This is a genomic window from Duncaniella muris (assembly GCF_003024805.1).
GTDB lineage: Bacteria > Bacteroidota > Bacteroidia > Bacteroidales > Muribaculaceae > Duncaniella > Duncaniella muris.
In genome coordinates this window covers 74,713-88,292 of the sequence record NZ_PUEC01000003.1, presented here as the reverse complement: position 1 = coordinate 88,292, position 13,580 = coordinate 74,713, and the positions used below count along the sequence as shown (strand labels likewise).

The following is a 13,580-nucleotide window of genomic DNA, read 5'->3' as shown; positions in this document are numbered from 1 at the left end:
CAGTGAAACCGAAACTTGTAATCTCGTCCGGAGCCGGTATTTCGGCCGAATCCGGAGTCTCGACGTTCCGCGATGCGGGAGGTCTGTGGGAGAACTATCCAGTGATGGAAGTGTGTAGCGCGGATGGCTTCGCGCGCAATCCTGCGCTTGTCCACCAGTTTTACAACGAACGGCGCAAGGGGCTGGTGAAGTGCCTGCCCAACGCCGCCCACCGGGGGCTTGTGGAGCTGGAGAAATGGTATGACGTGTATGTGATCACACAGAACGTCGACGATCTCCACGAGAAGGCCGGGAGTTCGAAGATTCTGCATCTCCACGGCGAGCTGATGAAGGTGAGGTCCATGCGTGATGACACCCGCATCTACACGCTCGATGAAGAGCATCTTGAGACCAGTCCGGATACGCGCGACAGCTACGGAGATCCGGTGAGACCCCACATAGTCTTCTTTCAGGAAGCTGTGCCCAACATCGAGCGGGCTATAGAATGGACGCGCGAGGCCGACATATTCGCGGTGATAGGCACTTCGCTCGCGGTCTATCCGGCGGCGAGTCTGCTTCACTACGTCAGGCCGGGAGTTCCGGTCTATTACATAGACCCGCGTCCGGCGGCAGTTCCTGACAATGTCACAGTGATCCCTGCGACCGCCACTCAGGGAGTGACCCGGCTCATAGAGCTTCTCAGGCCCGAAGGAAAATAAGAGGTTAAAAAAACTCTAAGCGGCTTTCCGGCAAGTTGAAAATCCTTGCAAAACAGTTTGCTACAATCTCTAAATGTGAGAAATTGTTAAAGGATTAACCTAATTTTAAGAATCTGTTTATATTTTTCCTACCTTTGCGCTCTGAATCCGGCCATCATCCAGGCCACCCGAATCGGTGGGGCAGAGTGTCAGTCAAGGCGCACCACCCATAGCGTTATACTATAATATGTTGAAAAACCTCGTCATAGTAGAGTCTCCGGCCAAAGCCAAGACCATTGAGAAATTCCTCGGCAAGGACTATAAGGTCATGTCGAGCTACGGTCATATCCGTGACCTCCGCAAGAAAGATATCAGCATCAAGGTTGATTCCGACTTCCAGCCAGTCTATGAAATTCCGGCCGACAAGAAAAATCTTGTCACCGAGCTAAAGAAAGCCGCCAAGGAGGCTGAGACAGTCTGGCTCGCATCTGATGAGGACCGCGAGGGAGAAGCCATAGCATGGCATCTCTACGAGGTGCTCGGACTGAAGCCGGAAAACACCAAGCGGATAGTCTTTCACGAGATCACCAAGAACGCTATTCTTGAAGCGATCGAGAATCCGCGTGACATCGACCTGCATCTTGTCGATGCCCAGCAGGCCCGACGGGTGCTCGACCGTCTGGTGGGCTTCGAGCTGTCGCCTGTGCTCTGGAAGAAGATCAAGCCGGCGCTCTCGGCCGGCCGTGTGCAGTCAGTGGCCGTTCGTCTGATAGTTGACCGCGAGAACGAGATCAATTCCTTCAAGTCGGAGCCTTACTACCGAGTGACAGCGCTTTTCACCATTCCCGGCGGTGCCCAGCTGAGGGCGGAACTGTCAAAGCGTCTTCCTGATGAGGAAAGCGCGCGTGAATTCCTCGAAGCCTGCAAGAAGGCAGTGTTTACGGTTTCCGACATCAGCGTCAAACCTCTCAAAAAGTCGCCGGCGCCCCCCTTCACCACCTCGACCCTCCAGCAGGAAGCTGGCCGCAAGCTCGGATTCACTGTGTCACAGACCATGATGGTGGCCCAGAAGCTCTACGAAGCAGGTCACATCACTTATATGCGTACCGACTCGCTCAACCTCTCGAAGCTTGCTGTGGCAACCATATCGAAACTCATCACCGAAGAGCTCGGCGATAAATATCTGAAGGTGCGCCGCTATCACACCAACTCTAAAGGCGCGCAGGAAGCTCACGAGGCCATCCGCCCGACCTATATCGACAAGGAGACGGTGGAAGGCACCTCGCAGGAAAAGCGGCTTTACCGCCTGATCCGCCTGCGCACAATGGCTTCACAGATGGCAGATGCCGAACTGGAGAAGACCACTATCGACATCAGTCCCTCAGGCCGTCAGGAGCATTTCACTTCAAGCGGTGAGGTCATCAAGTTTGACGGTTTCCTGAAAGTCTATCTCGAAGGCAACGATGATGATGACAGCCAGAGTCCCGAAGGTGACGACATGTTGCCGCAGGTCAATCCCGGCGAACAGCTTACAGCCGAAAACATCAGCGCCACGGAGCGTTTCACTCTCGCGCCTCCGCGCTATACCGAATCATCGCTCGTCAAGAAGATGGAAGAGCTCGGCATAGGCCGCCCGTCGACCTACGCTCCGACCATCTCGACCATCCAGCACCGCGAATACATAGTCAAAGGGGAGAAAGCCGGCGAGAAGCGTCCGTTCAAGGTTCTGACACTTAAAGCCGACGGCAAACTAAGCTCGGCCACAAAGACCGAAAGCGTAGGTGCAGAAAAAGGGAAGCTCATCCCGACCGACACCGGCATTATTGTCAATGAGTTCCTCACGGCCAATTTCCCTGACATTCTCGACTATGACTTCACAGCCGACATGGAGCAGAAATTCGACCGCATAGCCGAAGGCGAAAGTGACTGGAACAAGGAGATAGCCCGTTTCTACGGACTCTTCCATCCGGAAGTGGAGAAGGCCAACGAAATGCGCACCGAGCATAAGGTGGGCGAACGCCAGTTAGGCACCGATCCGGCCACCGGCGAACCTGTTTCGGTCAAGATAGGCCGTTTCGGGCCTGTGGTGCAGATCGGGTCAGCCGATTCCAAGGAAAAGCCGCGTTTCGCGTCTCTGCGCAAAGACCAGAGCGTTTTTGACATCACTCTTGAGGAAGCTCTGAAACTCTTCGACCTGCCCCGCACTGTTGGCGAAATAGAAGGCAAGACAGTGGTTGCCGCAATAGGCCGTTTCGGGCCCTACATACGCCACGACGGCAAGTTTGTCAGCATCCCCAAGGACCTTTCACCGACTTCGATTACCCTTGAAGAAGCCGCCGAGCTGATCCGCGCCAAGCGCGAGGCTGACAGCAACAAGGTTGTCAAGACGTTCGCCGAGGAACCGGAGATACAGATACTCAACGGCCGCTACGGTGTCTACATAGCCCACAACAAGACCAACTATAAGATTCCGAAAAGTGTGACCGATCCGGCAGCTCTTACTCTCGATGAGGTCAAGGCTATCATGGCAGACCAGGAGAAGGCGCCCAAGCGCACTGTGCGACGCAAGAAATAATCAATAGCTCTCCCCTACCCCCTTTCAGCATCAGACACATTACCCAATCAATGGCCAAAAGAACATATTCAACCAAGCCGGGCGCCGAACGCAACAAGTTCAAGCCCGATGTAATCGAAACCTATCAGGTGGCCGAGGAGGCCGCACTTCTTGAATTTCTGATCGGCGCGATGCCTCAGCGCAAACGCACAGCGATCAAGAATCTTTTGAGCCACAACCAGATAGCAGTCAACGGCATTCCGACCACCCAGTTTGACATGGCGCTGAAGGCCGGCGACGAGGTGAAAGCCAATCTCACCCGCGAGTTCCGCGTGTTCTACAACCGCCGTCTTAAGCTGGTCTATGAAGACGATGACATCATAGTGGTCAACAAGGGCTACGGACTGCTGTCAATGGGCACTGACAAGATCAAGGAAGGGACGGCCTACAGCATACTGCGCGAATATCTGAAATGGCAGGACCCGCGCAACAAGCTCTTCATAGTTCACCGTCTCGACCGCGACACATCCGGACTGATGGTCTTCGCCAAGAGCCAGGAGGCCAAAGACAAGCTCCAGCACAACTGGAACAATATGGTGATTGCCCGCAAGTATCTTGCGGTTGTGGAGGGACGTCCGGAATCCGAAGAGGGGGAAGTGCGCAGCTATCTTGCTGAAAATTCGCGTTTTGAAGTCTATTCCACCGATAAGCCTGAGGAGGGACAGTTAGCCGTTACGCGTTACCGGACCCTGCGCTCGCGCAACGGGTATTCGCTGATGGAGGTCTCTCTGGACACCGGACGCAAAAACCAGATCCGTGTCCATATGAAAGATCTTGGTCACCCCATTGCCGGCGATCGCCGCTACGGGGCGAAAAGTTCGCCCATTCACCGTATGGCACTTCATGCTCAGACGCTTCGTTTTATCCATCCGATGACCCGGAAGGACATGAACTTCTCCACTCCGGTACCGGCCTCGTTCGCCCGCATGGTCGGAATGTGATTCACTGTCTGACAAGCTATTACCCTTTTCATCAGAAACTGACTTCTTTGCCCGGCGCCGTCGGGCCGCGCTTTCGCGTGCCTTGCGGGAGCGTTCTACGGCTTTGTCTATGTCGGGGCGGAGCAGATAGAAGATCAGCAGGGAGTCTGTCGAGATGTCACCTGCGGGTTCAATACGGTGGACCAGATAGATGTTGATGGCCTCCATAGTTTCGTAATATGAGGCTGTACGCCCGGTCCAGCTGACGCACTCGATGGCCGAGCGGATGTTGTCACTCAGACGGGTATAAAATTTTTTCGAGACCGGGAGGTCCTGGGGGATGGTGGGTTTCATAGAGCACAAAAATTTATAATTTTTGCAAATATACACCACGCCACCCCCGAAAATAGTGCGATAATGCGGAGGAACCCCATCCGGAGCGGTAAATCGGTGTCCTGCCGGACACCACATGCAGGTGGGAATTCCAAACCCGTGACACCTGCGCGCTTTGCGCTGCGGTGTCACGGGCTACGAGTAAACCGATGTCCTGACGGACATCACCATCCGGTCTCAGCGCGCTGCGTGGCCCGAATAGATCCGGTCTCAACATGCGCAAGCTTGACACGGACAAATCCGGACCAACACGCGCAAGCTTGACACAGACAGATCCACAGACTGAAACGAGTCAGACAAAACGGGTTTCGGATGGGCCGTGGATGGCGGGGGCCGAAGGGTCTCCGGTCAGCGGGGGTCAGACAAAGCGTGTCCGGATGGGCCGTGGATGGCAGGGGCCGGAGGGTCTGCGGTCAGCGGGGGTCAGACAAAGTGTGTCCGGATGGGCCGTGGATGACGGGGGGCCGGAGGGTCTCCGGTCAGCGGGTGTCCGGCAGGACACCGATTTAATAGTAGCCCCCGACACCGCAGCGCATTGCGCGTAGGTGTCGGGGGATAAAAGACATTCAAACAAATGTGGTGTCCGGTCAAGGACACCGATTTACCGCCCCGGATGGCACCACAGACGTCGGGTGTCCGACAAGGCGGGGTTCGGATGAGATCGCAACTCTCCTAAATGTCTCGAAAACATAGCCTCTCCGAGGCAGGGCTGTCAGGAGCTATTCGGTGATGCCGTCGCGGGCAAGAAGGGCTGTGATGGAGGGGTCCTGGCCTCGGAAACGGCGGTAGAGTTGATCGGGGTCTTCGGTGCCTCCGCGCATTAGAATGCAGGTGCGAAATGATTCTGCCGTGGCACGGTCAAAAATACCGTTTTCCTTGAATTTTGCAAAAGCGTCGGCATCGAGCACTTCGGCCCATTTATAGCTGTAGTAGCCTGCGGCATATCCGCCGGCAAAGATGTGGGAGAAGGTAGATCCGATGACGGATCCGGGAATGTGGGCGAACATTGCGACCGGCGCTCCGGCCTCACATTCGAATGCCTCCGGATCGTCGACCGGCGAGGTGATGCTGTGCCAGGCCATGTCAATCAGTCCGAAATTGAGCTGACGCAGGCAGGCATAGGCCGCACCGAAGCGCGAGACTGCGACTATGCGGTCAACGAGTTCGGCGGGAATCGGTTCGCCGGTCTGATAGTGGCGGGCGAAGCCATCGAGAAATTCTTTTTCGGTCAGATAGTTTTCATTGAACTGCGAGGGGAGTTCCACAAAGTCGCGCAACACGTTGGTGCCTGAAAGCGAGGCATATTTTGTGGCGGCGAAGAGGCCGTGGAGCGCGTGGCCGAACTCATGGAGGAAGGTCTCGACCTCATAGGGCGCAAGAAGCGAGGGCCGGGTGGCGGTAGGCTTTGTGAAGTTCATCACTATGGTGACGTGAGGGCGGATATGTTCACCCTCAGGGGTGATCTCCTCGCTGCGGAATTCAGTCATCCACGCACCGGGGCGCTTGCTGTCGCGCGGGAAGAAGTCGGTGTAGATGATTCCGAGGAAGGAACCGTCACGGTCAATGACCTCATAGGCCCTTACATCGGGATGATAGACCGGGATTTCATTGTTTTCCCTGAATGTGACACCGTAGAGACGGGTGGCGAGTCCGAAAACTCCGTCAATGACGTTGCCGAGTTCGAAATAGGGTCGCAGGGCCTCTTCATCATAGGCATAACGCGCGTTTTTCAGTTTGTTGGCATAGTAGCTGTAGTCCCAGGGGCACAGCTCTATCTCCCGGCCTTCAGTCTGCGAGGCATAAGCCGAAAGTTCGCGGAGCTCGGCTTCCATTGCGGGGCGATAGGCATTACGCAGCGAATCTAGCAGCTCATAGACCTTTTCAGGGGTCTTCGCCATAGATTTCTCCAGACGGTAGTGGGCAAAGGTCTCGTAGCCGAGAAGCCGTGCGAGGTGCATACGGGTCTCGGCTATCTCTTTCATGACGGGGAGGTTGTTGAAGTCGCCGCTGACGTTGCGTCCGGAGTAGAGGCGATACATCTTTTCGCGCAGATCGCGGCGGTCACTGTATTTCATGAAAGCCATGTAGACGGGCTGTGCGAGAGTGAAGAGATATTCCCCCTCGCGGCCTTTCTCCTTGGCGGCAAGAGCTGCGGCTTCGACGGAGCTTTCGGGGAGTCCGGAAAGGTCATCGGCAGAGAGCCAGATCTCGTAGGTGTTGAGCTCTTTGAGCACATTCTGCCCGAAAAGAGTGGTCAGTTCGCTCAGACGGCTTGAGAGCCATGAGTAGGTCTCGCGGTCATCGCCTTCGAGCAGAGCGCCGCTGCGCACAAACGACTCGTAGGTGCGGCGCAGGAGCATGGAGTCTTCGGTGTCGAGGCCAAGTGAATCGCGCTTGTCATAGACGGCCTTGACGCGCTCCCAGAGTCTGCGGTTGAGCGAGATTGATGTGGAATAGTCAGAAAGGCGGGGTGTGATCTTGAGCGAGAGTTCCATCATGGCATCGTCGGTCATGGCCGAGAGCAGCGGGTCGAAGACCATAAGCACGCGGTTGAGATCACGGTCGGCATGTTCAAGCGCCACGATGGTGTTTTCAAACGTCGGGGGTTCGGGGTTGGCAACAATGGCATCGACAGCCTCAAGGCCGAGACGGATGCCACGGTCGATGGCGGGTTCGTAGTCGGTAACCGAGATGCGGTCAAAGGGTGCGGTGCCGTATGGAGTGGAGGTAAATTCCGAGAAAAATGGATTTTGGGTCTGTGACATGTGGGGATCGGAGGAGGGGTAAAGGTTCTGTGCGGTTGGTGTGGATATCTGAGAGGAGCTGATCAGAGGCTCTGGCCGAGTTCGGAGGAGCGGCGGAAGGCTTCGTCAAGCAGCAGGCCGAGGGTCAGAGAGTCAGGCGCGGGAAACGAGCTGAACAGGTGGCGGTCGGCGTTGAAGTCGCGCATGAAGTCATCGCGGTCGAAGTTGCGCGCGGCAATTGAGGAGGCATAGCGCTCCACGGCTTTGTCGAGGCTTCCGCTCAGCACTTCGAGATGGCCGGCGGCAAGGAAGTCGGATGCGGAAGGATCGCGAGAGAGAATCAGAGCGGAATAACGGCGCGCGCGTTCGAGATCGCCTGAGAGCAGTGAGCAGCGGACTATTGGGCGCGAGGAGCGGTCAGACTCTCCGGCGAGAAATTCGACTTTATAGAAGAATTTCAGGGCCTCTTCATAGCGTCCGCAGAGCATGTGGCAGCGGCCCATGTTGAGAGCCAGGGCGGAGTCGTCGGGGCGCGCTGAGGCCACACGGATATAATAAGAGAGAGCTTTTTCCCAGTCGCCGTTCTGACGGTGGCAGAAGGCGAGACGCTTGACGGTCCATTCGCTCTGCGAGTTGAGCAACTCGCTCTGTTCATAATAGCGTATGGCCTCGGCGAGATTGCCGGTCATCTGCATACAGTAGCCCATCTTCTGGAAGAGTTCGGCGGAAGGTGGCATTTTGAACGAGAGGCGGTCGAAGAGGTCAAAGGCATCGGCATAGTGGCCGTGTCTGAAATAGAATTCTCCGACAAGGCGCAGGGTGTCGGCATCGTCAAACACCTCCGAGAGCTGCGGCAGGGTGACAAGGTTGAGCGACGAGGCCACTGCAAAGGGGTCGCGGAACTCACCCTTGCGGCGGAAGAGGCGGAAGAAGCGGTAGATATCCTGCACATAGCGCCCGGCAATGCGCTCGCGGTCTTTGCCAGCCTGCGGCAGATCGCCGAAACTCATGGCCGCCATCTGGGCCGAGTGGGCCTTGAGCTGCGAGGCCATCATCTCTCTCTGCGATGCGGGCACCTGTGAGAGCGAGAGGATGATCGAAAATTTATCGCCGTCGCAGAACATCGGCGCGGCATCCATGATCTCGCCGAGGAGGCGCACTGAGGTGTCGCCGCTTCCGGCTATCGAGGAGTGAGACGAGTGGAAGGGCAGAAACCAGTTTGATATGTCGTTGAAAAACGGGAATGTCTTGAGCTTGCTGAAGGTCACCATCATAACATCGCCGCCGTCTTCCTGTATCTCCTGAAGCTCCTTCAGCTTGTCGGAAATTCCGGATTTGTCAAGCAGTTCGGCCCATTCGGGGTTTTCTTCCATAGCCTCAGGATCGAGCGGCTTGCGGCCGAGTTTCTCGATCTCAGGACGCAGTTTCATCATTTCGGGAATCACCTCGTCGGTGAGTTTTCGACCTATGCGCTCGGTGTCACGCGCGCGGATAAACTGCATGAAAGCCATGCGCACGTCAGAGCGCCAGCGCGGATCCTCGCGCAGAGAGTCGAAGCGGCGCGAGAGCGAGGGTGAGAACGGACGGTCGCGGCGCATCGACATGACTATCAGCAGAGAGCAGAGAGCGCGGACTGAAATTTCGGCATCGTCAACAGTATAGGCATCCATCAGCAGACGCAGGCGGCGTTCGTCGTGATATTCAAGCTCGCCCATCATGACAGCCCCGATGCAGAGCAGTTTGAAATGGCGCGGCAGCGAGGGATCGGCCATGACATTGCCTATGGCGACGGCATCGTCGACCGACAGTGGCGAGGTGGTCCAGATGAAGTTGAAGATATCTTTCTCCAGCGACTCGGCCCTGACGGTCAGTTCGCGGCCTGCCTTTTCAGCGTCTTCGGTCAGCACTGCCATCTGCAGGCGGCGGTTGACGCGGTGATATTCGCCGATGAGTGCGGCCACTGTCAGGTCGCGGCTGCTGAGCTGAAAGCGCAGGGTGTTGAAATATAGCGTCGGGGCATCGGCTATGCGCGAACGGCGGTGAAGATCGTCGGCAAGCGAGCGCACCGAGCCGCAAAGCTCGGCGAAGAGCTGCGGACGGGCCGGATCGGGCAGCCCCTGAAGGGCGTAGTGGGTCATCAGCCTGTAGCTTTCGCGCAGACGGGCTGTGGCCGAGCGGATCTCGGCGATGGCTCCGAGCGACGAGGCTGCGTTGTCGATGAGATCGAGAGCGTCGTTGATGCGCCCTGAGTCAAGAAGACGGTCAATGTCTCCTGAAATATCTATATGGTGATTCATTGGAGTTCGTGTATATGCAAATTTACTATTATTCCCGCAAAAATCATGCCAAAATGAGGATTTTTCCGTATTTTTGCACTTCTTAAAGCAACCAATCTGAAAACATATGCCACATAATATAGCAATCCTCGGCTCAACCGGTTCGATCGGAACGCAGACACTCGATGTCATATCCCACTTCCCTGACCGGTTCAAGGCCACGGTGCTGACAGCCGGCTCTAAGGTCGACGAGCTGATAGAGCAGGCGCGCATTCACCGTCCGGCTCTTGCTATCATAGCCGATGAGTCGAAATATGCCCGTCTGCACGAGGCTCTCTCTCCCTTAGGTATAGAGACTGCCTCCGGCGCCGCGGCAATAGCCGATGCGATGGAGCGCGACGATTTCGACACGGTGGTGACCGCCACCGTAGGCTACAGCGGCCTGCTCCCCACTGTCCGCGCCATCCGCACAGGCAAGGAAATAGCTCTGGCCAATAAGGAAACTCTTGTAGTGGCCGGCGAACTGGTCAGCCGCCTTCTCGCCGAATCAAAGTCAAAAGTGATACCCGTCGACTCGGAACACTCGGCGATCTACCAGTGTCTGGTCGGCGAGGAAAAAGGCTCGGTCAACAAACTTATCATCACCGCTTCGGGAGGTCCGTTCCGCACAATGGACAGCAAGCACATAGCCCGGATGACCGCCCGCGAGGCCCTGCTGCACCCGCGCTGGCAGATGGGAGCCAAGATCACTATCGACTCAGCCACCATGCTCAACAAGGCCTTTGAGATCATCGAGGCCCGCTGGCTTTTCGACATTGAGCCGGAGAGAATCGAGGCCGTGGTGCATCCACAGTCAATCATCCACTCGATGGTCGAATTTATAGACGGTGCCGTCAAAGCCCAGCTCGGAATTCCTGACATGCGCCTGCCGATCCGCTATGCTCTCGGCGATGCCTCGCGCCTGCCCTCATCGGAACGCCCGCTGAGTCTTGCCGACTATTCGACGCTGACCTTCGAGAAGCCCGATGCAGAAAAATTTCCCTGCCTGACCCTCGCCCCCTATGCCCTCAGCCGCGGCGGAAACACGGCCTGCATCATCAACGCCGCCAACGAAGTGGCAGTGCGCGCCTTCCTTGACGGACGCATTTCCTTCCCAGCCATCTACAGCTGCATCACCCAGGCGCTTGAGGCCATCGACTTCATTGCATATCCGTCGCTCGATGACTATGTGGCCACACATCACGCCACCATCAAATTTACCGAAGAAAATCTGACACGCAAATAAAGAGGTTGTAAAAAAACAACATCATAAGCAACACTGACAATTTTTATGGAAACATTCCTTATAAAAGCCCTTCAGCTCATAGTGGCCCTGGCCTTCCTCGTGATCATCCACGAATTCGGCCACTTCATTTTCGCCCGCATTTTCGGCATCAGAGTCGAGAAATTCTACATGTTTTTCGACCCCTACTTCTCGCTGTTCAAGTGGAAACCCAAAGCCAAAGAGGGCGCAGACCCAAACAAAAGCTCATGGCGCGACACTGAATACGGCATAGGCTGGCTCCCGCTCGGAGGCTACTGCAAGATCTCCGGCATGATCGACGAGTCGATGGACACCGAACAGATGAAGCAGGAGCCCAAACCCTGGGAATTCCGCACCAAACCGGCCTGGCAGAGACTGCTGGTGATGCTCGGCGGCGTGCTCTTCAACTTCATACTCGCGATTCTGATCTATGCCGGCATTGCCATGCACTGGGGATCGCAGTACATACCTTTCGAAGCTGCCACCGAAGGCTTCGACTTCGCTCCCGCTGCCCAGAAAGCAGGATTCCGCAACGGCGACATCCCTTACAAGGCCGACGGCCGTCTGCTTGACGCATCGAAGGGTGACTATCCCTACCATATGGCCGACGCCGACGTGGTCACAGTGATCCGCAACCACCGCGATACCGTCGACATCGCCATCCCCGATGACTTCATCTTCCGTCTCAACGAAGACAAGGGCTTCCTGGCCTACCGCCTGCCGGTCTACATAGACCGCATCGTACCCGGCGAGGCCGCCGCTAAGGCCGGACTGAAAGAAGGCGACCACATCATAGCCGTTGACTCGACAGCCACTCCCTCGTTCACCGAGCTCACCCCGGCCCTTGTCAGCCATGCCGGGAAAGAGACCACAGTGACCGTGGAGCGCGACGGCAAGACCCTGCGTCTGCCAGTCACCCCCAACGGACACGGCAAACTCGGCTTCCAGCTCAGACCGATCACAGCCGTCTACAACCCAGTGACTATTGACTACAGCTTCTTCCAGTCATTCCCCAAAGGCTGGGAAATCGGCACCACCACCCTCACAAACTACGTCAGCTCGATGAAACACGTCTTCTCGCAGGAGGGGGCCGAGAGCCTCGGAGGATTCGGAGCAATCGGCAACATGTTTCCCGAACGCTGGAACTGGCTCAGTTTCTGGGAAATAACCGCCTTCCTTTCCGTTGCGCTCGCATTCATGAACATCATCCCCATTCCCGGACTCGACGGCGGGCACGTCATGTTCCTCCTCTACGAGATCATCACCCGCAGGCAGGCTCCGGAAAAGGTTCTGATCGTAGCCCAATACATCGGCATGGCCTTCCTGCTGCTTCTGCTGCTCTACGCCAACGGCAACGATATTTTCCGGGCATTCTTCAAATAACCCGGCCCCTCTCCCCCGCCCACACACATTGTTATAAACTGTCAATATGTCATCATCACAGCTTAAAACCATAACCCTCAAGCGCGGAAAAGAAGAATCGCTCCTGCGCTTCCACCCGTGGGTATTTTCAGGTGCCATCGCCAGCCTGCCCGACGGTCTTGAAGAAGGCGAGACCGTAAGAGTAGAAGCCTCTGACGGACGCTGTCTCGGAACAGGCCACTATGAGATCGGCTCCATAGCCGTGCGTATGCTCGAAAACACCGACTCGGCAATCGACGGCAACTTCTACGCCTCGCGTCTGCGCCACGCCTGGGACCTGCGCCGGCGCCTCGGCCTGATACGCCCCGACAACTCAACCTTCCGCCTGGTCCACGGCGAAGGTGACTTCCTGCCCGGATGCGTTGTAGACATCTACGGAGACACAGCAGTGCTCCAAGCCCATAGCCCCGGCATGCACTACGCCCGCCTGACCATAGCCGAAGAACTGACCCGCCTGCCCGATGCCGGAATCAAGAACGTTTACTACAAATCAGAGACAACCCTCCCCTTCAAAGCCCGCCTCGATCCGGTCAACGACTATATAATAGGTGGCTACAACACTAATATCGCAATTGAAAACGGCCTGAAATTCAACATCGACTGGCTCAAGGGGCAGAAAACCGGCTTCTTCGTAGACCAGCGCGACAACCGCTCGCTGCTGCAGAAATACAGCGCCGGAGCCAGAGTGCTCAACATGTTCTGCTACACCGGCGGCTTCTCGGTCTACTCGATGCGCGGCGGCGCCGAACTGGTCCACTCCGTCGACAGCTCGGCCAAAGCCATAACCCTCACCGATGCCAACATCGAGCTGAACTTCCCCGGCGACACCCGCCACAAATCATTTGCCGAAGACGCCTTCAAATATCTTGCAAAGGTTGAAAAAGGCGCCTATGACCTCATCATACTCGACCCCCCGGCCTTCGCCAAACACCGCAGCGCAATCCGCAACGCAATGATAGGATACCGCAGGCTCAACGCCGCCGCCTTCGAGAAAATCGCTCCCGGAGGAGTGCTCTTCACCTTCTCCTGCTCGCAGGCCATCAGCAAAGAGCAGTTCCGTCTGGCCGTCTTCACCGCTGCAGCCATGTCCGGCCGCCGGGTGCGCATTCTCCATCAGCTCACCCAGCCGGCCGACCATCCGGTCAACATCTACCACCCCGAAGGCGAATACCTCAAAGGCCTCGTGCTCTACGTCGAGTAAGAGAGTTGGCCAAACCAACTGACAGAACGT

The 13,580-nt window shown here is 56.6% G+C and carries 8 protein-coding genes; 6 read left to right on the top strand and 2 right to left on the bottom strand.

What is annotated here, in order from left to right; translation table 11 throughout:
• The first annotated feature begins 2 nt into the window (after nt 1-2).
• The 3 genes from C5O23_RS01910 to C5O23_RS01900 all read left to right on the top strand — a co-directional run bounded on the left by C5O23_RS01910 (nt 3) and on the right by C5O23_RS01900 (nt 4,232).
• Entirely contained in the window at nt 3-698 is a 696-nt protein-coding gene (locus C5O23_RS01910; protein ID WP_107031268.1) for an SIR2 family NAD-dependent protein deacylase, read from the top strand.
• 226 nt (nt 699-924) lie between these two features.
• Nucleotides 925-3,252, top strand: coding sequence for a type I DNA topoisomerase (gene topA, locus C5O23_RS01905; protein ID WP_107031267.1), 2,328 nt, complete (start codon nt 925-927; stop codon nt 3,250-3,252).
• 50 nt (nt 3,253-3,302) lie between these two features.
• The gene (locus C5O23_RS01900) at nt 3,303-4,232 is read left to right on the top strand and encodes an RluA family pseudouridine synthase (RefSeq protein WP_107031266.1); all 930 of its coding nucleotides are present in this window, start codon (nt 3,303-3,305) and stop codon (nt 4,230-4,232) included.
• Nucleotides 4,233-5,323: 1,091 nt separating this feature from the next.
• Here C5O23_RS01900 and C5O23_RS01890 read toward each other — a convergent pair.
• Nucleotides 5,324-7,369, bottom strand: a complete 2,046-nt coding sequence (locus C5O23_RS01890) for a M3 family metallopeptidase (RefSeq protein WP_107031264.1) — start codon at nt 7,367-7,369, stop codon at nt 5,324-5,326.
• Nucleotides 7,370-7,431: 62 nt separating this feature from the next.
• A complete protein-coding gene (locus C5O23_RS01885) occupies nt 7,432-9,645 on the bottom strand; it encodes a tetratricopeptide repeat protein (RefSeq protein WP_161553528.1) in 2,214 nt (737 codons plus the stop codon).
• 106 nt (nt 9,646-9,751) lie between these two features.
• On the opposite strand from C5O23_RS01885, the gene C5O23_RS01880 reads away from it, so the two are divergent.
• The 3 genes from C5O23_RS01880 to C5O23_RS01870 are packed head-to-tail and all read left to right on the top strand — an operon-like array spanning nt 9,752 to nt 13,550.
• Nucleotides 9,752-10,909 carry a 1-deoxy-D-xylulose-5-phosphate reductoisomerase gene (locus C5O23_RS01880; RefSeq protein WP_107031351.1) on the top strand — a complete coding sequence of 386 codons (1,158 nt, stop codon included), beginning with the start codon at nt 9,752-9,754 and terminating at the stop codon, nt 10,907-10,909.
• 45 nt (nt 10,910-10,954) lie between these two features.
• Nucleotides 10,955-12,310: an RIP metalloprotease RseP gene (gene rseP, locus C5O23_RS01875; protein ID WP_107031262.1), complete on the top strand. Its 1,356-nt coding sequence runs from the start codon at nt 10,955-10,957 to the stop codon at nt 12,308-12,310.
• Nucleotides 12,311-12,356: 46 nt separating this feature from the next.
• Nucleotides 12,357-13,550 carry a class I SAM-dependent rRNA methyltransferase gene (locus tag C5O23_RS01870; RefSeq protein WP_107031261.1) on the top strand — a complete coding sequence of 398 codons (1,194 nt, stop codon included), beginning with the start codon at nt 12,357-12,359 and terminating at the stop codon, nt 13,548-13,550.
• The last annotated feature ends 30 nt before the right edge of the window (nt 13,551-13,580 follow it).

Bases quoted from the DNA above. Each gene is read 5' to 3' on its own strand.
- topA (WP_107031267.1), top strand. From the start codon at position 925: ATGTTGAAAAACCTCGTCATAGTAGAGTCTCCGGCCAAAGCCAAGACC.
- C5O23_RS01900 (WP_107031266.1), top strand. From the start codon at position 3,303: ATGGCCAAAAGAACATATTCAACCAAGCCGGGCGCCGAACGCAACAAG.
- C5O23_RS01890 (WP_107031264.1), bottom strand. From the start codon at position 7,369: ATGTCACAGACCCAAAATCCATTTTTCTCGGAATTTACCTCCACTCCA.
- C5O23_RS01885 (WP_161553528.1), bottom strand. From the start codon at position 9,645: ATGAATCACCATATAGATATTTCAGGAGACATTGACCGTCTTCTTGAC.
- C5O23_RS01880 (WP_107031351.1), top strand. From the start codon at position 9,752: ATGCCACATAATATAGCAATCCTCGGCTCAACCGGTTCGATCGGAACG.
- rseP (WP_107031262.1), top strand. From the start codon at position 10,955: ATGGAAACATTCCTTATAAAAGCCCTTCAGCTCATAGTGGCCCTGGCC.
- C5O23_RS01870 (WP_107031261.1), top strand. From the start codon at position 12,357: ATGTCATCATCACAGCTTAAAACCATAACCCTCAAGCGCGGAAAAGAA.